Source organism: Caballeronia sp. LZ016, assembly GCF_031450805.1.
Classification (GTDB): Bacteria; Pseudomonadota; Gammaproteobacteria; order Burkholderiales; family Burkholderiaceae; genus Caballeronia.
Genome location: NZ_JARTVY010000001.1, coordinates 246,578 through 266,541 on the forward strand (window position 1 = coordinate 246,578; position 19,964 = coordinate 266,541).

General features: G+C 63.6%; 19 protein-coding genes. 11 read left to right on the forward strand and 8 right to left on the reverse strand.

The window, feature by feature from the left end:
• Positions 1–36: 36 nt before the first annotated feature.
• The gene (locus P9220_RS01175) at positions 37–858 is read left to right on the forward strand and encodes an EAL domain-containing protein (RefSeq protein WP_309763188.1); all 822 of its coding nucleotides are present in this window, start codon (positions 37–39) and stop codon (positions 856–858) included.
• 5 nt (positions 859–863) lie between these two features.
• On the opposite strand, the gene P9220_RS01180 is transcribed toward P9220_RS01175, so the two are convergent.
• The gene (locus P9220_RS01180; RefSeq protein ID WP_309763189.1) at positions 864–2,408 is read right to left on the reverse strand and encodes an FGGY-family carbohydrate kinase; all 1,545 of its coding nucleotides are present in this window, start codon (positions 2,406–2,408) and stop codon (positions 864–866) included.
• Between the two features lie 334 nt (positions 2,409–2,742).
• On the opposite strand from P9220_RS01180, the gene dalD reads away from it, so the two are divergent.
• From dalD to P9220_RS01195, 3 genes are all read left to right on the forward strand, one after another.
• On the forward strand, positions 2,743–4,143 hold the full coding sequence (dalD, locus tag P9220_RS01185) for a D-arabinitol 4-dehydrogenase (RefSeq protein ID WP_309763190.1): 1,401 nt from the start codon (positions 2,743–2,745) through the stop codon (positions 4,141–4,143).
• Between the two features lie 113 nt (positions 4,144–4,256).
• Complete coding sequence (gene xylB / locus P9220_RS01190; RefSeq protein WP_309763191.1) at positions 4,257–5,738, forward strand: xylulokinase; 1,482 nt, start codon at positions 4,257–4,259, stop codon at positions 5,736–5,738.
• 851 nt (positions 5,739–6,589) lie between these two features.
• Positions 6,590–7,537, forward strand: a complete 948-nt coding sequence (locus tag P9220_RS01195; protein WP_309763192.1) for a sugar-binding transcriptional regulator — start codon at positions 6,590–6,592, stop codon at positions 7,535–7,537.
• Positions 7,538–7,540: 3 nt separating this feature from the next.
• Here P9220_RS01195 and P9220_RS01200 read toward each other — a convergent pair whose 3' ends face one another.
• From P9220_RS01200 to P9220_RS01230, 7 genes are all read right to left on the reverse strand, one after another.
• A complete protein-coding gene (locus P9220_RS01200) occupies positions 7,541–8,404 on the reverse strand; it encodes an MOSC N-terminal beta barrel domain-containing protein (RefSeq protein WP_309763193.1) in 864 nt (287 codons plus the stop codon).
• A 66-nt stretch (positions 8,405–8,470) separates the two neighbouring features.
• Positions 8,471–9,622 carry a sn-glycerol-3-phosphate ABC transporter ATP-binding protein UgpC gene (locus tag P9220_RS01205; protein ID WP_309763194.1) on the reverse strand — a complete coding sequence of 384 codons (1,152 nt, stop codon included), beginning with the start codon at positions 9,620–9,622 and terminating at the stop codon, positions 8,471–8,473.
• 32 nt (positions 9,623–9,654) lie between these two features.
• Positions 9,655–10,323 carry an HAD-IA family hydrolase gene (locus tag P9220_RS01210; RefSeq protein ID WP_309765336.1) on the reverse strand — a complete coding sequence of 223 codons (669 nt, stop codon included), beginning with the start codon at positions 10,321–10,323 and terminating at the stop codon, positions 9,655–9,657.
• A gap of 55 nt (positions 10,324–10,378) precedes the next feature.
• On the reverse strand, positions 10,379–11,230 hold the full coding sequence (locus P9220_RS01215; protein WP_309763195.1) for a carbohydrate ABC transporter permease: 852 nt from the start codon (positions 11,228–11,230) through the stop codon (positions 10,379–10,381).
• Entirely contained in the window at positions 11,227–12,162 is a 936-nt protein-coding gene (locus P9220_RS01220) for a sugar ABC transporter permease (RefSeq protein WP_309763196.1), read from the reverse strand. The genes P9220_RS01215 and P9220_RS01220 overlap by 4 nt, the downstream gene beginning before the upstream one ends.
• Positions 12,163–12,229: 67 nt before the next feature.
• On the reverse strand, positions 12,230–13,528 hold the full coding sequence (locus P9220_RS01225) for a sugar ABC transporter substrate-binding protein (protein WP_309765337.1): 1,299 nt from the start codon (positions 13,526–13,528) through the stop codon (positions 12,230–12,232).
• A 246-nt stretch (positions 13,529–13,774) separates the two neighbouring features.
• Positions 13,775–14,548 (reverse strand): L-iditol 2-dehydrogenase, encoded by a 774-nt coding sequence (locus P9220_RS01230; RefSeq protein WP_309765338.1) that lies wholly within the window; start codon positions 14,546–14,548, stop codon positions 13,775–13,777.
• 285 nt (positions 14,549–14,833) lie between these two features.
• Here P9220_RS01230 and P9220_RS01235 point away from each other — a divergent pair, with 285 nt between their 5' ends.
• The 7 genes from P9220_RS01235 (at position 14,834) to P9220_RS01265 (ending at position 19,944) form a co-directional block, all read left to right on the forward strand.
• Entirely contained in the window at positions 14,834–15,358 is a 525-nt protein-coding gene (locus tag P9220_RS01235) for a DUF1566 domain-containing protein (protein WP_309763197.1), read from the forward strand.
• 113 nt (positions 15,359–15,471) lie between these two features.
• The gene (locus P9220_RS01240; protein ID WP_309763198.1) at positions 15,472–16,284 is read left to right on the forward strand and encodes a hypothetical protein; all 813 of its coding nucleotides are present in this window, start codon (positions 15,472–15,474) and stop codon (positions 16,282–16,284) included.
• A gap of 32 nt (positions 16,285–16,316) precedes the next feature.
• Entirely contained in the window at positions 16,317–16,751 is a 435-nt protein-coding gene (locus P9220_RS01245) for a hypothetical protein (RefSeq protein ID WP_309763199.1), read from the forward strand.
• 129 nt (positions 16,752–16,880) lie between these two features.
• Positions 16,881–17,348, forward strand: coding sequence for a Fur family transcriptional regulator (locus tag P9220_RS01250; protein ID WP_309763200.1), 468 nt, complete (start codon positions 16,881–16,883; stop codon positions 17,346–17,348).
• A 25-nt stretch (positions 17,349–17,373) separates the two neighbouring features.
• Positions 17,374–18,255: a metal ABC transporter solute-binding protein gene (locus P9220_RS01255; RefSeq protein ID WP_309763201.1), complete on the forward strand. Its 882-nt coding sequence runs from the start codon at positions 17,374–17,376 to the stop codon at positions 18,253–18,255.
• Positions 18,252–19,163, forward strand: coding sequence for a metal ABC transporter ATP-binding protein (locus P9220_RS01260; RefSeq protein WP_404980387.1), 912 nt, complete (start codon positions 18,252–18,254; stop codon positions 19,161–19,163). Before P9220_RS01255 ends, P9220_RS01260 begins: the two co-directional genes overlap by 4 nt.
• Positions 19,156–19,944: a metal ABC transporter permease gene (locus P9220_RS01265; protein WP_309763203.1), complete on the forward strand. Its 789-nt coding sequence runs from the start codon at positions 19,156–19,158 to the stop codon at positions 19,942–19,944. The genes P9220_RS01260 and P9220_RS01265 overlap by 8 nt, the downstream gene beginning before the upstream one ends.
• Positions 19,945–19,964 lie beyond the last annotated feature (20 nt).

The following is a 19,964-nucleotide window of genomic DNA, read 5'->3' on the forward strand; positions in this document are numbered from 1 at the left end:
GGTAGCATCGACACGAAAACTTGACACGCGCACGCCATGATCGCCCCTTCATTGCCAGAACTCGTCGCCCGAGCTGCGGAACATCCGTTCCTCGGCGCGCATATCGTGCTGGGCGAAGGCGAACATGCGCGGCAGGCCATCGCGCATTACGGCGAGGTGACGGTGGCGAGCGCCTATGAACCGATCTTCGATGTCGGCACGCACAGCTTCCCGCAGACGCTGTCGGCGTCGCCCGAAAGCGCGGAACGGTTCGGCGACGAACTGGGCATGCAGGCGCTGACGCTGATCGAAGGCGACGTGCCGCATGATCCGTTCGCCCGCCTCGACGACGACCGCGCGCTCGTCGCGCTCGACCGTCTATCGCGGGCGCTGCATGCGTTCAACTTCTTTGGGCGGCAGCGCACCGGCCTGCTCTTTCTCCGCGTCCATGAGCGCCTCCTGAAAAGCGTGAAGTACGATCACGGCCTGCATTTTTCGTCGGTGCTGCTGGAGTTCGGAATCAACCCGGCGCGCGTGGTGATCGAATTGCCGGCGGCGGCCGTGGCGCACAAGACGTTTGTCGGCTACCTGACCAAGAGCTATCAGCACTACGGGTTCAAGGTGGCGGGGAATCTGCCCAACGCGGGGCAGATCATGGCGGTTTCCGAGATGGCGCGGCTCGATTTCATCAAGATGGATGCGGGCGCCGCGCTGCGCGACTCGGTCGTGAAGCATCTGGTCGCGTATGCGCATCGGCTGAAGATTCCGCTGATCTTCTCGAATGTCTCCGACGAAGCGCAGTTCAACGCGCTTCAGCAGTTCGACGTGCACTTCGTGCAAGGCCCGGTGTTCGATGCCCATGCGGGCGCGGCCCGCTAGTTGCCCTATTCAGTGCGCAGCCGGTGCATCGCGTCTTTCAGCGCCGGATACAGATCGACATAAACGCCGAATCGCTCCTGATACACGCGCTGCCGCCCGCCGTCGGGCGTCGCACGCTCGACGAGCGTGACCCATCCCCCTTCGGCGGTCTCCCGCGAGATGAGTCCCGCGCCCAGCGCCGCGAGCAGCGCAGCGCCCATCGCGGCTTCGACTTCCTGTTCGATCGACACGACCGGATAGCCCGTCACATCCGCGATGATCTGCATCCACAAGTCCGAGTGCGCCGCGCCGCCGACGACGATCAGCCGGTCATCCAGCGATTGCGCCCCGCGCCGCCCCGCCTCCATGTTGTGCTTCAGCGCGAACGCGACGCCTTCGAGCACCGCGCGATACAGCGTCGCCCGCGTGTGAAAAAGGTTGAGCCCGACGAACGTGCCGCTCGCATGCGCGTCCCAGACCGGGCTGCGCTCGCCCATCAGATACGGCAGGAACACGACGCCGTCCGAACCCGCCGCGACCTTCGACGCGGCCTCTTCCAGCAGCCGATGCGCGTCGCCGTGCGGCAACTGCTTCGCGGCGTCGATCTCGGCCTGGCAAAACTGATCGCGATACCACGCGACGCACGCACCCGCCGTGCTCGCGCCGCCGAACACGTACAGATCCCGCTTGCCGTTGTACACATGCGGCATCGATACGAGGCCGTGCCGCGCATCGACGCTCTGGTTGATATAGCCCCAGCACATGCTCGTGCCGATCATCGCGACGTGATGCCCTGCCTGCGTGACGCCGGCGGCGAAGGTCGCGACGGCGGCATCGACACCGCCCGCGACGATCGGCGTGCCGGCGGCAAGCCCGAGCTTGTCGGCCCATTCCGGCAGCAGTCCGCCGACCACTTCCGACGATTCGACGAGCCGCTCCGGCATCATCGATGCGGGGATGCCGAGCATGTCGAGCGCTTCGCGCGACCACGCGCGGGCGGCGACGTCGTACACGCCGCCGATATTGCCCGCCGAACTGTGATCGACCGCGAGTTCGCCCGTCAGCCGCTGAATTACGAACGCGTTCGGCGGCAGCAGCCAGCGCGTCTTGCTCCACACATCGGGCCGATGATTGCGCAGCCACAGCATTTTCGTGAATCCGTAGTAACTGTCGACGCCGTTGCCGGTGATCGCCGCGAGCCGCGCCACATCCACGTGCTCGCGCACCCAGTCGACTTCGGCTGTCGCGCGGCGGTCCATCCAGATGAGGCACGGATGCAGCGGTTCGATATGTTCATCGACGGGGATGCCCGAGCCGCCATACAGGCTGCTCACGCAGAGCGACCTGATCTGCTGCGCATCGACGCCCCGCGCCTTCGCCTTCGCGACACAGGCAGCGATGCACGCCGTCACCGCATCGAACCAGACCTGCGGCCATTGCTCGGCCCAGAGCGGCTTCGGCGTATCGGGATGGTAGGCGCTCGAGTGCTGCGCGACGATCGCGCCTTGCGTATCGACGACCAGCGCCTTCGTGCTCTGCGTTCCGATGTCGATGCCGATCACATAGTCCATTCGCGTCTCCTATCGTTCTATCGTTATGGTGCGCCTGTCGTTCGAACCGAAGCCGCATGCACCTTCCGCCAATCACGGCCGCGTTGACTATCCGGGTAACTCCCGATCGGTGCCGAGGCGCGCCATGCTGCACTGCAGCGCCGAACGCGAAAGGCCAGCACTCATGCGCGTTCCCCTTCGGCGCCGGCGAAACGCGCCGCATTGCAACGACGAAGGCCCGCGCGCCGCGCCTTGACTTTCGGGATAGCGGATACGATCATTCGACCACCTATCGAGCAAATGTTCAGTCAGCCGTCTGCGCAGAACGGGCGCATAGCCAAAAGGAAGAGAAGACATGAGTAGCGAAACCGGCGTTGGAAAGGCGAGTGCGAACGTGATCCTGCACATCGGGGCGGGATCGTTTCATCGCGCGCATCAGGCGTGGTATCTGCACCGGCTGATCGAATCGGGCGATGCGGACTGGTCGCTCGCCGTCGGCAACATCCGCGGCGACATGAACGCCGTGCTCGATGCGCTCGCCGCGCAGAACGGCGAGTACACGCTCGAGACGGTCACGCCGCAAGGCGAGCGCGACTACGAGACGGTGAAATCGATCCGGAACGTCGTGCCCTGGTCCGCCGATCTGACGCAGCTCATTGCGACAGGCGCCGCGCCCGAGTGCAGGATCGTGTCGTTCACCGTGACCGAAGGCGGTTATTACCTCGACGAGCACGACCGGCTCGACACGGCGAACGCCGACCTTGCCGCCGACCTCCAGGGCGCGAAGACGACGATCTACGGCGCGCTGGCCGCCATTCTCGATGCGCGCATGAAGAACGGCGCGGGCAAGGTTTCGCTGCAGAACTGCGACAACCTGCGCAGCAACGGGGACCGTTTCAAGGCGGGCATGCTCGAATTCCTGCAGTTGCGCGGCGAGACTGCCCTGCGCGACTGGATGATCGCGAACACGTCGTGTCCGAATTCGATGGTCGATCGCATCACGCCGCGCCCGACGCCCGATGTCGCCGAGCGCGTGAAGGCCGCGACCGGCTTCGACGATCGCGCGCCGGTGATGGGCGAGAAGTTCATCCAGTGGGTGATCGAGGACGAGTTCTGCGCGGGCCGTCCCGCGTGGGAGAAGGTGGGCGCGGAGATGGTCGAATCGGTGCTGCCGTACGAGGAAGCGAAGATCCGCATTCTGAATGCGAGCCATAGCTGCATCGCGTGGGCGGGGACGCTCGTCGGCCTGCAATACATTCACGAAGGCACGCAGGACATGGAGATTCGCGCGCTCGCGGAGGCCTACGTCACCGAGGACGTGATTCCCTGCCTCACGCCGAGCCCGATCGACCTCGCGAAGTATCGCGACGTGGTGCTCGACCGCTTCGGCAATCCGTACATCAAGGATACGAACCAGCGCGTGGCAGCGGACGGCTTTTCGAAGCTGCCGGGCTTTATCGCGCCGACGCTGTCGGAATGCTTCGCGCGCAACGTCGATCCCGACGCCACGGCGGTCTTGCCCGCACTTTTCTTCCGCTTTCTCGAACGCTGGCATGAGAACAGGCTGCCGTATGCGTATCAGGACGGCGTGATGGACGCGGGCGTCGCGCATGGCTACTTCACGGCGAGCGATCCGGTCAGGGCGTTCGTCGCCGACAAGCTCCTGTGGGGCAGCATGGCGCAGACCGAGAACCTCGAGCGCGTGATGCGCCGTGCGATCGCGCGTGTCGATGCGTGGCTGACGAATCGTCCGTAGCCGCGTGATGCGTGCGCGCCGCTCGGGTATTGTGCTCATGGCGCGGCGTTGCGCACGGCGTTAAATTCCCTCTTTCCGCCGGATGAGTCCCGGCCTCGACCAAGGCATCGTTCATGTACTTAGGCATCGACCTCGGCACCTCCGAAGTGAAAGTGCTGCTCCTTGCGGGCGACGGCAGCGTCGTCGGCACGGCGGGCACGCCGTTCACCGTCTCGCGCCCGAAGCCGCGCTGGTCGGAACAGAATCCGCTCGACTGGTGGGACGGCACGCGCGCCGCGCTGTTCAGGCTGCGCGAGCAGTATCCCGCGGAGTTCGCGCAGGTTCGCGGCATCGGGCTGTCGGGTCAGATGCATGGCGCGGTGCTGCTCGACTCCACCGATCGCGTGCTGCGTCCCGCGATTCTCTGGAACGACATGCGCAGCGACAAGGAGTGTGCCGAGCTGTACGAGCGCGCGCCGCATCTGCATGAAATTGCCGGCAACCTGGCGATGCCGGGCTTCACTGCGCCGAAGCTGCTCTGGGTGAGGCACAACGAGCCGGATATTTTTGCGCAGACGGCGTGCGTGCTGTTGCCGAAGGATTATCTGCGGATGCATCTGACGGGCACGAAGGTGTCCGATCCATCGGATGCTGCGGGGACGTTGTGGCTCGACGTTGCGCGTCGCGACTGGTCCGACGAACTGCTCGCCGCGTGCGGGATGTCGCGCCAGCAGATGCCGTCGCTCGCCGAGGGCAGCGAGCCATCGGGCACCTTGCTGCCGGCGCTCGCGGCGGAGCTCGGCTTGGGCGACGACGTGATCGTGGCGGCGGGCGGCGGCGACAATGCGGCGAGCGCGGTGGGCATCGGCGCGACGGAGCCGGGCGACGGATTCCTGTCGTTGGGCACATCGGGCGTGCTGTGTGTGGTGGGCGACCGCTTCCGGCCGAATCCGGCGTCGGCGGTGCATGCGTTCTGCCATGCGATTCCGGACCGGTGGCATCAGATGAGCGTGGTGCTGTCGGCGGCGAGCTGTTTGCGCTGGGTGTGCAAGCTGACGTCGACTGACGAGCCGACTTTGCTTGCTGAAGTGGAGGCGTTGCCGGCGGAGGCTTTATCGACTGCGCCGTTGTTCCTGCCTTACCTGAGCGGCGAGCGGACGCCGCATAACGATCCGTATGCGCAGGGCGTGTTCTTTGGCATGACGCATGCGACGGATCGGGCGTTGCTGGGTTATGCGGTTCTTGAAGGCGTGACGCTTGCTCTGACTGATGGACTGGATGCTTTGCAGTCCGCTGGGACGCAGACGCGGGCATTGTCGATGTTGGGTGGTGGCGCTCGCAGCGCGTACTGGGGGCAGATGTTCGCCGATGCCTTCAATACGCCGACGCGGACGCATGGCGGTGGGGAGACCGGGGCTGCGCTCGGAGCCGCACGGTTGGGATGGCTTGCAGCCGGGGGCGATCCTGCGGTCGTGCTTGCCAAGCCCGCTGTGAAGCAGGAGTTCTCGCCGGATGGCGAGAGGCATCTGGTCTTGCGGCAGCGGCTTAAAGGGTTTCGAGAGCTTTATCAGCACGTACGGCCGTTGTTCGATTCTTCTCGGCCGCGGTTGATTTGATTTTTTTTTTCGCTTGGCGCGGGTGATGGCGGTTGGTTTGGGATGCTATGGAAGTTGAATTCGCGTCGGTCTATTGGTGCGCCCCTCCCCGGGGCGGGGGTCACTTTCTTGGCTGTCGACCAGAGTTGGCGCTTCAGCGCCTTACTCTGGTCCCATGCAAAGAAAGTAACCAAAGAAAGCAGCTTTTTTTCGAACCGCCCAATGCACAGACTTGCGTGACCACTTCGTAGAAAATCGGTGGCACTCAGCTTGATCGAACCTTGAATCACCTTCCGCGCCCACTGACAACTAACGTCCTCCGAGCCCCTTGGCTCGTTAACAACAGCGCGAAATTGCGCACACGCAACATCGAACGAGAACTCAGCCTCCGCGCTGAAAGACGTAACAAGACTTTCGGAAGACCTTGGTCAGTCGCATGACGCCAGACGCAAAGAGAGAAAAAGATATTGTCTTTGCTCTCTTGCGGTACTGTTCGAGATGGTTGATCTGTGTGGATGAGTGTGTGCGCGTATGGTGTTGTCGAGCCAAGGGGCTCGGAGGACGTGAGTTGTCAGTGGGCGTGGAAGGTGATTCAAGGCTTTGTCAAGCTGAGGGCCACCGGTGTTCTACGAACTGGCCACGCAAGTTAGTGCATTGTGCGGTTCGAAAGAAAAGCTGCTTTCTTTGGTTACTTTCTTTGCATGGGACCAGAGTAAGGCGCTGAAGCGCCAACTCTGGTCGACAGCCAAGAAAGTGACCCCCGCCCCGGGGAGGGGCGCGCCAACAGACCGACGCGAAATCAAGTTTCCCGAACCAAACGAAATCAGACAACCAAACACCGGCGCCAGACCAAAACAAAGACCGCCTTAAAAGTGCCAAAATCAAACGAAAAGCTCGACTTAGCAACCCGCGCAGCGTGGCTCTACTACGTCGCCGGCAACACCCAGAACGAGATCGCCGAGAAACTACAAATCTCGCGCCCGGTGGCGCAACGCCTGGTTGCCTACGCAGTAGAAAAAAACCTGATCCGCGTCCGGGTCGATCACCGCATCGCCGATTGCCTGTCGCTCGCGCAACAACTCTGCGACCGCTACGGCCTCGCGCTCTGCGAAGTCGTGCCCATCGACGGCGACAACACCGAACAGGTCGACCGCAAGCTCGCCGTCGCCGGCGCGCAAGTCATGGAGCGCTATCTCACCGATGAAAAACCCATCGTCGTCTCCATCGGCAGCGGCCGCACGCTCAAGGCAGTCGTCGCGCAGATCGGACAGCTCGACCGGCCACAGCATCGCTTCGTGTCGATGGTCGGCGCCATCGCGCAAGACGGATCGTTCAATCGCTACGACGTCGCGCAGCAACTCTCGGAAAAGACCGGCGGCAAGCACTTCATGCTGCCCGCGCCACTCATGGCCGACAACGAAGCCGAGCGCGCGCAATGGGTCAATCACCGGCTCTACCGCATCGTCGACGAACTCGCACAACACGCCGACGTCGCCTTCGTCGGCATCGGCAATATCGGCATCAACTGCCCGCTGCACGAAGACGGCTTCATCACGCGCGGCGAAGTCGAAGAGATGATGCAAGGCGGCGCAGTCGCCGAATGGCTCGGCTTGCCCATCGACGCCGAAGGCAGGCGCGTCCTATCGACGACAGGCGCGCGCGTCACGAGCCTCAAGCTCGATTCGCCGCCGAAGCGGCCGACCATCGGCTTCGCGGGCGGCGAGCGCAAACGCGACGCGCTCATCGCCGCGCTCAAAGGTCAATGGCTGTCGGGGCTCGTCACCGACGAACTTTGCGCACGCGCCGCGCTCGACGCCTGACGCTCAGAACGCAATCTCGGCGTCGACCGCCTGCCCCGCTTCGAGCACGATGCCCCCGCCATCGACGACGATCGCATTCTTCCCGAACGTCAGCTTGCCGCCGTGCTGCTCGCTTGCGCGGAACGTGCTCATCGTGTCGAGCGGCTCGTGCGGCCAGGCAGGATTCGGCGCGCCGGTCAGCTGATCGATCGTCGGCACCGGGCAGCGCGTGCAGAGCTTGACGAGCCGCAGCCGCACATCGCCGTTGGTCGCGCGAATCGTCATGTCGCCAACGTAATCTTCCTCGAACGCATCCAGCCCGCCCACGACCACATTCGGCCGGAACCGATCCGCCGATACCGCCGGCGCACCGTTGCCCGCGAGCCGCGCATTGAGATCGTCGAGCGATGCCTGGCCGAGCACGAGCAGCGGGAAACCGTCGGCAAAGCGCGTCTCGGCCGAAAGCGGCGCGGTCCATTTCTCGTCGACCGCGCGGCGCGCTTCCGGCGCAAAGCGCGCGAGCTTCGCCGGTACGCCCAGGAAATCGCCGAACCATTGCGACGATTCACGGCCCGTGTCGAGCGCCTCCACCGTGTCGCGCCATACCGTCGCCTTCATGCGATCCGCGCCGCTCAGCGCGCGTGCATCGAGCGGCGTGCGCAGCGTCGGCATGCCGGGTGCGCCGATCCTCAGGTATTCGCCATCGATTGCGGTCGTGATCAGCGCCATGCGCGGGTGCGTGCGCTGCGTGATCATGCCGCCCGATGCGTCGGTGACCATCCAGTTGCGGTCGTATTCGAGGCCGGTTTCGAGCAGCGTCGCGCGTTGCACGGCGATGCCCGCGCAGGACTTGATCGGATAAACGAAGAGTTCGTTGATGACGGGCATGATGGTCGATGGATGAGCGAAGGCGAAGCCGCATTATGGCGCGTCCATCGACCGATCAAACGTTATTCACGCCGAAGCGCGCATCGGCCTGACTTCCGGATGATCCTTCAGATAAGCCTCGACCGCGTTGCGTTGGAAGGCCTGTCCTTCAGCGTCGAACATGTGGCAGTGGTCCGGCTCCGCGCCGAGCTTCAGCTTCTCGCCGCGCGCATGTTTTTCCAGCGGCGGAATGCGCGAGATGAGGCCATCCGGCGCGACTTGCGTTTCGGCGTAGAGATACGCGGCGTCGCCGAGCGTCTCGACCGTCATCGTCGATGCCGACACGCCATATTCGCCCGACGCCGCCACCGGCTGCAGATGCTCCGGCCGGATGCCGACCGTCACCGCATCGCCCGGCTTTGCATTGCCCGGCAGCACGCCGACGAGTTGCGCTTCGCCGGTCGCGTACTTCACGAGCACGCCGCCGTCGCGCACCTGCACCACGGTCCCCGAGAGGAAGTTCATCTTCGGCGAGCCGATGAAGCCCGCCACGAACTTGTTCGCCGGCGCGTGATACAGCATGTTCGGCGTGCCGACCTGCTCAACATTGCCCGCCGACAGCACGACGATCTTGTCCGCGAGCGTCATCGCCTCGACCTGATCGTGCGTCACGTAGATCATCGTCGTCTTGAGATCGTCGTGGAGGCGCGCGAACTCGAGGCGCATCTTCACGCGCAGCGCGGCGTCGAGGTTCGAGAGCGGTTCATCGAACAGGAACACTTTGGGCTTGCGCGTGATCGCGCGGCCGATCGCGACGCGCTGACGCTGGCCGCCCGACAATTGCTTAGGCTTCCTGTCCAGCAGATGATCGATGTGCAGGATCTTCGCGGCCTGCTTCACCGCCGCGTCGATGGCCGGCTTCTTTTCGCCCGCGAGCTTGAGGCCGAAGGCCATGTTGTCGTAGAGCGTCATGTGCGGATAGAGCGCATACGACTGGAACACCATCGCGATGCCGCGCTTGGCGGGCGGCAGATCGTTCACGCGCGTGCCGTCGATCATCAGTTCGCCGCCGCTGATCTCCTCGAGACCCGCGATCATGCGCATCAGCGTGGACTTGCCGCAGCCCGATGGCCCGACGAACACGACGAACTCGCCGTCATCGATATCGAGGTTGACGCTCTTCATCACCTCGGTGTCTTCGTATCGCTTGTTGATATTGCGCAGGGTCAGGCTAGCCATGATTGTCTCTCCATGCATTCTTGAGTCACGCGCTACTTCGCGTCGAACGTCGCGTGCTTGAGCCATTGATCGACGAGCGCGGGCAGGCGCGCCATATCGTCGAACACGATTTCAGCGCCCGCGCGCCTGAGCGCGCCGATCTGCCCTTCCGTCGCATGTCCGCCGCCGATGAAGCCGAGCACCGGCATGCCCGCCGCCCTCGCCGCCGTCACGCCCGTCACGCTATCCTCGACGACGAGACAGCGCAGCGGATCGACGCTCATCGCGCGGGCCGCCGCGAGATACACGTCGGGCGCGGGCTTCGGATTCGCCACCATGTCCGCGCAGAAACGCCGCTCGCCGAAAAAGCGCACGAGGCCCGTGCGTTGCAGCACGGCATCGACATACGAAGAAAAGCTGTTGCTCGCGCAGGCCTTGTTGAGCGGCACCGCGGCGAGCGCCGCTTCGATGCCTTCCACGGGCGGCGCCTGCACCGCCGCCGCTTCGACCGAACGCCGGATTGCGCCGACCTGCTCCGGTGTGAGCGTGCGGTTCACGGTATCGGCGGCGCTCGCGAGCACCGCTTCGATGCGCAAGCCGAGCAGCGGCAGCACGACCGGCTCCACATCGACGCCCGGCCACAATGCCACAAGCTCGGTGACGAGCATCCGCGCCGCCACCGCTTCGCTGTCGATCAGCACGCCGTCGCAATCGCAGATCATCAGGTGATCGCCGATACGGGCCGCTTCGAATGAACTTGATGTCACGAGCCCGTCCTCACTTGACCGCGCCGAAGGTGAGACCGCGCACGAGCTGCTTCTGCGACAGCCACCCGACGATGAGAATCGGCGCGACCGCCAGCAAGGAAGCCGCCGAGAGCTTGGCCCAGAAGAGGCCTTCCGGACTCGAATACGACGCGATGAACACCGTCAGCGGCGCAGCGTTCGAACTCGAGAGGTTGATGCTCCAGAACGCTTCGTTCCACGAAAGGATAATGAGCAGCAGTCCCGTCGACGCGAGTCCCGGCAGCGCCATCGGCATGAGCAGATAGACGATTTCCTGCCACGTCGTCGCGCCGTCGATGCGGCCCGCTTCCAGAATGTCCTTCGGCACTTCGTTGAAGTACGTGAAGGCCATCCACACTGCAATCGGCAGGTTGATCAGCGTGTACACGATGATGAGACCGCTCACCGTATCGAGCAGGCCCGCGTTCTTCCACAGCAGGTAGATGGGCACCAGCACGCCGACCGACGGCATCATCTTCGTGGACAGCATCCACAGCAGCAGCTTCTGCGTCTTCTTCGTGGGAAAGAACGCCATCGCGTAGGCGCACGGCACCGCCAGAATCAGGCAGAGGAGCGTGACGCCCACGGAAATCATCACCGAGTTGAGCGCGAAGCCGAAGTAATTGCTGCGCGCGAAGACTTCGCGAAAGCTGTCGAGCGTCGGCGAGAAGAACAGCGACGACGCGTACGCCTGCTGCTCGGTCTTGAACGCGGTGATCGTCATCCAGAAGATAGGGAAGAACAGCAGGATGGATACGATCCACGCGACGACGCCGGGCACGATGCGCTTCACATGATCCAGCACGGGCACGGAAGTCGTGGTGGTAACGGGATGCGTGCTCATGACTCGTACTCCCCTTTGAGGTTCTTCGCGAGCATCCGCACGAGGAAGAACGCGACGATGTTCGCCAGAATGACCGCCAGAATGCCGCCCGCCGATGCGAGGCCCACGTCGAACTGCTGAAGGCCGAGCGCGTAGATCAGATACGAGAGGTTGGTCGTCGCGGTGCCGGGACCGCCGCCGGTCGTCGTATAGATTTCCGCGAAGATCGAGAGCAGAAAAATGGTTTCCATCATCACGACGACCGCGATCGCGCGCTTCAAATGCGGCAGCGTGATGAAGAAGAACATCGAGAACGGACCCGCGCCGTCAATGCGCGCCGCCTCCTTCTGCTCCTGGTCGAGAGATTGAATCGCGGTGAAGAGGATGAGGAACGCGAACGGCAGCCACTGCCACGCGACGATGACGATCACCGCGAAGAGCGGATAGTCGGCGAACCAGTCGATCGGCTGTAGCCCCATCGATCGCATCAGCGAGGCGACGAGGCCGTACACCGGATGCAGGATCATGTTCTTCCAGATGAGCGCGGAGACCGTGGGCATCACGAAGAACGGCGCGATCACGAGCAGACGCGCGATGCCCTGCCCCACGAACTTGCGATCGAACAGCACGGCGAGCAAGACGCCGCCGATGACCGTGATCGCGAGCACGGAAACGATCAGCGTCAGCGTGTGACCGATGGACGGTCCGAACGCGGGATCGGTGACGAGAAACTCGAAGTTGTCGAGGCCCGCGAATCCTTTGACGTCGGGATTGAGCAGGTTGTAGCGCGAGAACGAGAACCAGATCGTCATCGCGAGCGGAATGGCCATCCACAGGAACAGCAGTCCGGACGACGGCGTGATGAGCCAGCGGACCGACTTCGCGCGCTTCTTGTCGCGCTCGGCGGCGGACTCCTCGAAGTGATCGGTGATGGCGGGATTCAGTTGACGCATGATCGTGTCACCTCTCGATGATGCCAGCGGGCCGCGCCGCATCGTGCGGCCCGCACACTGCGTGGATTTACTTCTGATACCCGGCCTGCTTGACCGCGCGGTCGGCTGCGGCGTTGGCCGCCTTCAGCGCGTTATCGACGCTCGTCTGTCCGGCGACGACACCGGCGATCGACTGGCCGACCACCGTGCCGAACGACTGGAACTCCGGAATGCCGACGAACTGGATGCCGCTATACGGCACTTTCTTCAGCGAGGAATCGTTCGGGTCCGCGGTTTCGATGGCCTTCAGCACGAAGTCGCCGAACGGCGCGGCCTGCTTGTACTCGGGCCGCGCGTAGGTGGACTTGCGCGTGCCCGGCGGCACCGACGCCCAGCCTTCGTCCTTGCCGACCATCTCGATGTATTCCTTCGACGTGGCCCATGCGGCGAACTTCTTCGCGGCGTCCTGCTGCTTCGAGGTCTTCGGCACCGCGAGCGACCACGACCACAGCCAGTGCGATCCCTTCGGCGTGACCTGCGTCGGCGCGGCCGCGAACCCGATCTTGTCCGCGACTTGCGACTGCGACTTGTTGTAGAGCATGCCGGCCGCGACGGTGGCGTCGATCCACATCGCGCACTTGCCGGACGACATCAGCGTGAGGTTCTCGTTGAAGCCGTTGGAGCTGGCTCCCGGCGGGCCGTCGTTCTTCAGGAGGTCGGCGTAGAACGAGACCGCCTTGTGCCATTCGGGGGAATCGAGTTGCGCCTTCCATTGCTCGTCGAACCAGCGGCCGCCGAAGGTGTTCACCACCGTCGAGACGAAAGCCATGTTCTCGCCCCAGCCCGCCTTGCCGCGCAGACAGATGCCGTACTGGCCCTTCGATTTGTCGGTGAGCTTGTCGGCGAACTGCTTGATCTGATCGTAGGTCGGCTGATCGGGCATTTTCAGGCCGGCCGCCTGGAACAGGTCCTTGCGGTAATACGTCATCGAGCTTTCGACGTAGAACGGCAGCGCGTAGAGCTGACCGTTGTACGAGAGGCCGTCGCGGGCCGTCTTCACGACATCGTCGAGATCGTAGTTGGCGGGCAGGCCCGTCATCGGCGTCAGCCAGCCGCGCTTGCCCCACTGCGGCGCTTCGTACGTGCCGATGGTCAGCACGTCGAACTGGCCGCTATTGGTCGTGATGTCGGTCGTTGCGCGCTGGCGCAGCACGTTTTCTTCGAGGATCACCCACTTGAGCTGAATGTCGGGATTGGCCTTCTCGAACGCCGGAGCGAGCTTCTTCAGCTCGATCATGTCCGGGTTGTTGAGCGTCGCGATGGTGATGGTCGTCGCGGCCTGGGCGGAAAGCGGCACGAAGACCGCGGTCGCGAGCGCCGCGGACATCGCCGATAGCGTGAGCAATGCGGTGCTGGCCCGCCGCGTGCGCGGCTGTGCTGGAACGATGCGTTGGGTGCGTTTCATTCGGTTCGTCTCCTTTTTCGTTAGCACGGGCGCAGGGACGGTCGTCGAGGGCCGCCTGTCTGCTTTGTGTCGATGCGCGATGCCGATGATGCAATCGCGCGGTTTCATCGTCCGCGACGCCGTTTCAATATAGACGGTGCGCCCGATGCTGCAAGGCGCGCGCGGGAGTCAGCTCATCCAGTTGCCGCCGTCGACGTTGATTGTCTGCGCGGTGATGTAATCGGAATCGGCGGATGCGAGAAAGAGCGCGGCGCCGGTCAGATCGGCGGGCACGCCCATGCGCCCGAGCGGCACTTCCTCGCCGACGAGCCGCTTTTTCTCGCCGAGCGGCCGGTTCTCGTAGCGCGCGAAAAGTGCATCGACCTGCTCCCACATCGGGGTATCGACGACACCGGGCGCGATGCCGTTCACGTTGATGCGCTCTTTCGCGAGCGCGAGCGCCGCCGATTGCGTATAGCTGATGACCGCCGCCTTCGTGGCGCAATAGTGCGCGACGAGCGCCTCGCCGCGCCGTCCCGCTTGCGACGACATGTTGATGATCTTGCCGCCGCGGCCCTGCTCGACCATGCGTGCGGCGACCGCCTGCATCAGGAAGAACATGCCTTTCACGTTGACTGCGAAAAGGCGGTCGTAGACGTCCCAGGATTCGTCGAGGATCGGGCGCATGTCGAAGAGCGCCGCGTTGTTGAAGAGAATGTCGATGCCGCCGAAACGCTCGACGGCGCGCGCCACGATGCGCGCGATGTCTTCGCGGCGCGTGACGTCCGCGCTGAGCGCGAGCACGCGGCCGGATGCGTCGCCGTAGCGCTGCGCCATCTCCTCTGCGTCCTTGACGTCGACGATGACGAGTTTGGCGCCTTCGTCGAGATAGCGCCTGGCGACCGCCTCGCCGATCCCGCTCGCCGCGCCTGTGATGACCGCGATCTTGTCTTCCAGTCTCACCGATGTCTCCGGGTCTTCGTTCGACGCGATATGAGCGAACGCTCTGCGACCGAACAATTGCTCGTTGTTTGATCGAATGATCGGTGTTGGACGGGGCGATGTCAAGGTGGGAAAACGAGGGATCGATGGTGCACTGCGCCAATGCCCTAGCGCTTCTATGCCGGTTCCCCTGTTGATCCGGCGATGCCACCGCCGATCTCGGATTGTTCTCGTTGACGGGTGGTCCGTTACTCCTCAAGGTTCCCAACTCCGGCTCGACCGGAGACACTCATCAATGGAACATCTATGAACTCTCTAAAGATCAAATTGAGCTTGGCGCTGCCCTTGTTGATTATGCTGGCAGGTAACTCCCCCAAGTTGGTTGCTTGCGTTCAATTTTCATCACATGCGTTCGTCTTCCGAGACGATGTGGCAATGGATCGTGCGACCGGCTTGATATGGAAGAGATGTGCGGTAGGTATGAAGTGGGATAAGAATGGAAAACAATGCAATGGACGACCAACCGGCCTAAGTCACGACGACGCGCGAAAGGCAGCACAAAGCGCAGGGATCGGATGGCGTGTTCCGTCGGGTCATGAATTACAAACGCTGCGCGTCGATTCGTGCAATGGCTTGAAAATCAACACGAAGGTCTTCCCCGGCGTGCGCCTGTCTGATTTCGGGGAAGGCGCAAACTTTTGGACTTCCACTGCGGCTTTGCCCGGAACATTCTATTACTTCAACTTCACCGATGGTTCAGTTGACTTTCACAGTTCAGGCTTCGCGTTATCGACGCTGCTTGTCCGGAGTCAGGAAAGAAAGCGCGAATAAAAATTCATAAACCCCGGAAGGAGCTCATCCATTGAGGCTCAGGCAATTATTAACTTACCAAAGCGGACTGCATGCAGTAAGTCAGTTGTCCTTCGACGGAAGAAGCAAAACTAATGAACACCCCCTTACTGAAGTTGTTGTCCACCATCGCATTACTGGTCATTGCGTACATAGGCAGCGTCTTCGCCTCCTCTCGAGAGGCGCGCCCCGCCAGGATCGTGGAATCATCCCACCCTCCCTATGTTGCGAAGATAGCGGGCGGACAGCTGATGGCGATCACGTTGGAGCCCCGACAATTGCCTCTCGACATGAACGCTGCAAACTCGATCAGATCCGAGACCGCAGACTTCAAGCCGGCCCGTTATTCGTTTCCCGACGCAAGCGTTCCGCAGTCTGTGTTGTCGCGCATGTCGAACATTTACCGCTACGATCGCTGCCGCGACGTTCCGATCGTTTCCTCGGGAGGTGACTGGGTGATCGCGGAATACTTTCGAGCGGGGTCTCACGTGCCCCTCTCGCGCTTCCAACTGCTCGGCAAGCAGGTGCAGCGTCAGGAGCTCTTAGACGCAAGCGGCAAGGCGGTGAACGTGATCGTAGTTGACTGGGCGCCCGCAAGCGCAAGGGACGACGAGGAATCAACCGACCCATCCGCGCTCGGGGAACATCCAGCATGGATACGCGTGTTCAAGGTCTCGCCTTCCGGCAAAAAGACGCTCATCGCCCTAGCCTCGAGGAAGATGCGCTTCACGACCGCGCCCGATACCTACGATGCGCCAAAGGACGACGACCTCGTGTTCGGTTCACCGAATGGCCAGTCGAAGTGGCGGACGAAGGCAGAGTTTCTCAGCGCGAACCGTATCGAACTGGACGCCAGGAGCCTGAGGGGAGACCTGCATCGGGCAGCAGGCTCACGCGCGAGTCATTGACTGTGCATCGGCTTCTTCGCCATCTCGATCACGTGAAGATCACGCACTGTGTTGTGTCGGCCCTCGTGCTGACCGCTGCGAATGCTATGGCCGCAGGCGAAGCGCCGCTCAGGGACCGGCCGACTTCCGTCACGGCAATGCCCGAGTCCGATCACTCTTATATCGGGAGGCGCGGAGACGCGTTCGAATACACCAGGATTCCGACCGACGGTATCGACGTGGAATCCCGTGTTCTGGTCTGGTATCTCGGAACGCGCAAGGGCCAGGGGCCTGCCGTCCGTTATCAGGACGGCGGTAGCACCGGTACGCTGACGTGCTATGACGACTGCCAATTCGTGATGGGCGCCACCACAGTCAATGGAAAGGTCACGCACATCGGTCGAATCCGCGTGACGAACGATCCTCTCATCTACGCGATCATGCGCGACGCACGCGCTGGCCACCTGTCGGATCTTAGGCGACGCTGACGCCGGCCAACTTCCCGCAGGTCTCCATCCCCGGCGTCGACGAAGAAGCGCATGTGCATCTTTGGGTGATACGTTATATCATCGCGTCTCGACACAACGACGCGTGCCGCCCATCGCAGCCCAAACGCCATGACCGCCTCCCTCGAAACCATGCTCGCCCGCGCCGAAGCGCTCGCCGACGCGCGCGGCCTCGCGCTGACGCCGCTGCGCCGGCACGTCTACGAACTCGTGCTGAAGGCGCACAAGCCCATCGGCGCCTACGACCTCATCGACGCGATGGAGCCCAAGCGCGGCGCACGCGTGCCGCCGACCACCGTCTATCGCGCGCTGGACTTTCTCGTCGAAAACGGCCTCGTGCATCGCATCGAGTCGAAGAACGCGTTCGTTGCATGCTGCGATGCCGGCAAGCCGCACGAAAGCCAGTTCCTCATCTGCGACGAATGCGGTGCGACGCTCGAAATTCAGGGCCGGGAACTCGCCTCCTCGCTGTCCGCGAGCCCGCCCGCGCACGGCTTCCAGGTGCGCCATCAGGTCGTCGAACTGAGCGGCCTGTGCAGCGATTGCCAAGGCAAACACCGCGCGCAACACGGCGCATGACATCTCGCATTCAACAAGGAAAACGATGAAACTCGCGCATGTCCTCACTTGCATCGCCGCTGCGTTCAGCCTCTGCAATGCTGCCATCGCTCAGACGCCGCGCGTGCCCGTCGTCGCCGCAGAGAATTTTTATGGCGACGTGATCCGCCAGCTCGGCGGCGACCATGTGCAAGTGACGAGCATCCTCAGCAGTCCGGATCAGGACCCGCATCTGTTCGAAGCCAGCCCGAAGACGGCGCGCGCGCTTCAGCATGCGGCGCTCGTCGTCTACAACGGCGCCGACTACGATCCGTGGATGGACAAGCTGCTCGGGGCATCGAAGGACAATGGCAAGCGCACGGCGATCGTCGCGGCGCAACTCACCGGCAAGAAGCCCGGCGACAATCCGCATCTCTGGTACGACCCGCCGACGATGCCCGCCGTCGCGAAAGCGGTGAGCGCGTATCTCTCTGGCGCGGACCCCGCGCACAAGAGCGATTACGACGCGCGCCTCGCCGCGTTCCTCGATTCGCTCAAGCCCGTCGACGCGCGCATCGCGGTGTTGAAGTCGCATTACAAGGGCGTGCCGGTGACCGCGACCGAACCGGTGTTCGGCTATATGGCCGACGCCATCGGCTTCGAGATGCGTAACCAGCGCTTCCAGACCGCCGAGATGAACGAGACGGAACCAAGCCCCGCCGACATCGCCGCATTCGAGAAGGACTTGCGCGAGCGGCGCGTGCACGTGCTCATCTACAACAGCCAGGCGACGGGCGCGCTCACGCGCCGGTTGCTCGATGTCGCGAAGGACGCACACGTGCCGAGCATCAGCGTGACGGAGACGCTGCCCGCCGGCAAGACGTATCAGCAATGGATGCAGACGCAACTCGACGCCCTCGCGGGCGCGCTGCAAGGATGGCAACGATGACGCAGACGCCGCAAGCCGCGCTTCAAGTCGATCGCGTGACGCTCGAACTCGGCGGACGCGCGATCCTCAACGACGCGAGCTTCACCGTGAACACAGGCGAATTCATCGGCGTGCTCGGGCCGAACGGCGCCGGCAAGACCACGCTGATGCGCGCCCTCCTCGGCCTCGTGCCGGTCGCCTCCGGCACGATTCGCGTGAACGGCGAAGCAGTGATGCGCGGCAACGCATCCATCGGTTACATGCCGCAGATTCGCAGCGGACTTGCGGGGCGCCGCGTGCTGGGCCGCGATTTCGTGGCGATGGCGGCGGACGGGCATCGCTGGGGGTTGCCGCATCGCAATGAGCGCATTCGCGCGGATGTCGAACGCGTGCTCGATCTCGTCGGCGCGCGGCAGCTCGCGGGCCGGCCGCTGTCGGAGCTATCGGGCGGCGAGCGCCAGCGGCTCTTGCTCGCGCAATGTCTGCTCGGCAATCCGCGCCTGCTGCTGCTGGACGAGCCGCTCATCAGCCTCGATCCGCGTCATCAGACGGGCGTCGTCGAACTCGTGCGGCGCGTGCAGCGTGAGCTGAACATCACCGTGCTGTTTTCGGCGCATGAACTGAATCCGCTCCTGAACTCCCTCGATCGCGTGCTGTATCTCGGCAACGGACGCGCGGCGCTCGGCACCGTCGACGAAGTCATCACGAAGCCCGTGCTGTCGCGCCTTTACGGCTCGCCCATCGACGTGATGCGCGTAAACGGCCGCATTTTCGTGATGTCCGGCGATGTCGAGATCGACAAGCTCGATCACGCGCACGAGGAAGGCGGGGAGCACGCGCACGAACATGAGCACGACCACGATCATGGCCACGGGCACGCCCGTGAGCACGGCCACGGCAAGAAGGGAAAGCACACGCACAATGTTTGAATACGACTTCATGGTGAATGCGTTCGCGGCGTCGGGGATCGTCGCGGTGCTGTCGGGGATCGTCGGCTATTTTCTCGTGATGCGCGGACAGACGTTCGCGGGCCACGCGCTGTCGCACGTCGGCTTCACCGGCGCAACGGGCGCGGTGCTGCTCGGCATGCCGCCGATCTGGGGCATGGTCGGCTTCACGCTCGCGGCGGGCGTCGGCATGGGCGCGCTCGGCGAGAAGCTGTCGGGCCGCGATGTGGCCATCGGCGTGATTCTTTCGCTATCGCTCGGCTTCGGCCTGCTGTTTCTGCACTTCTTCACCGCGTACGCGACGCAAGCGACCGCGCTGCTGTTCGGCAACGTGCTCGGCGTGAATCACGCGACGCTCGTCTTGCTGGCGGGGCTTGCGGCGGTGAGCCTGGTCGCGCTCGGCATCATCATGCGGCCGCTGCTGTTCGCGTCGCTGCAGCCGGAACTGGCTGAGGCCAAAGGCGTGTCGCTGCGGCTCGTCTCGGTGCTGTTTCTTGCGATCACCGCGCTGGCGGTCGCGGCATGCACGCAGATCGTCGGCGTGCTGCTCGTCTTCGCGCTGATGGTCGGACCGGCCGCCGCCGCGCAAAACGTGACGACGCGGCTGTCGGCGGGACTCGCGCTCGCGGCCTTGTTCGCGTTGGGGCAGGCGTGGATCGGCTTGACGCTCGCCTATTACACCGACTGGCCGACGAGCTTCTGGATCACGATGCTCGCGGCGCTGGTGTACGGGGCAAGTCTGTTGGGACAGCGCGGACATTGACCGCTGAGAAACCGGTCGTG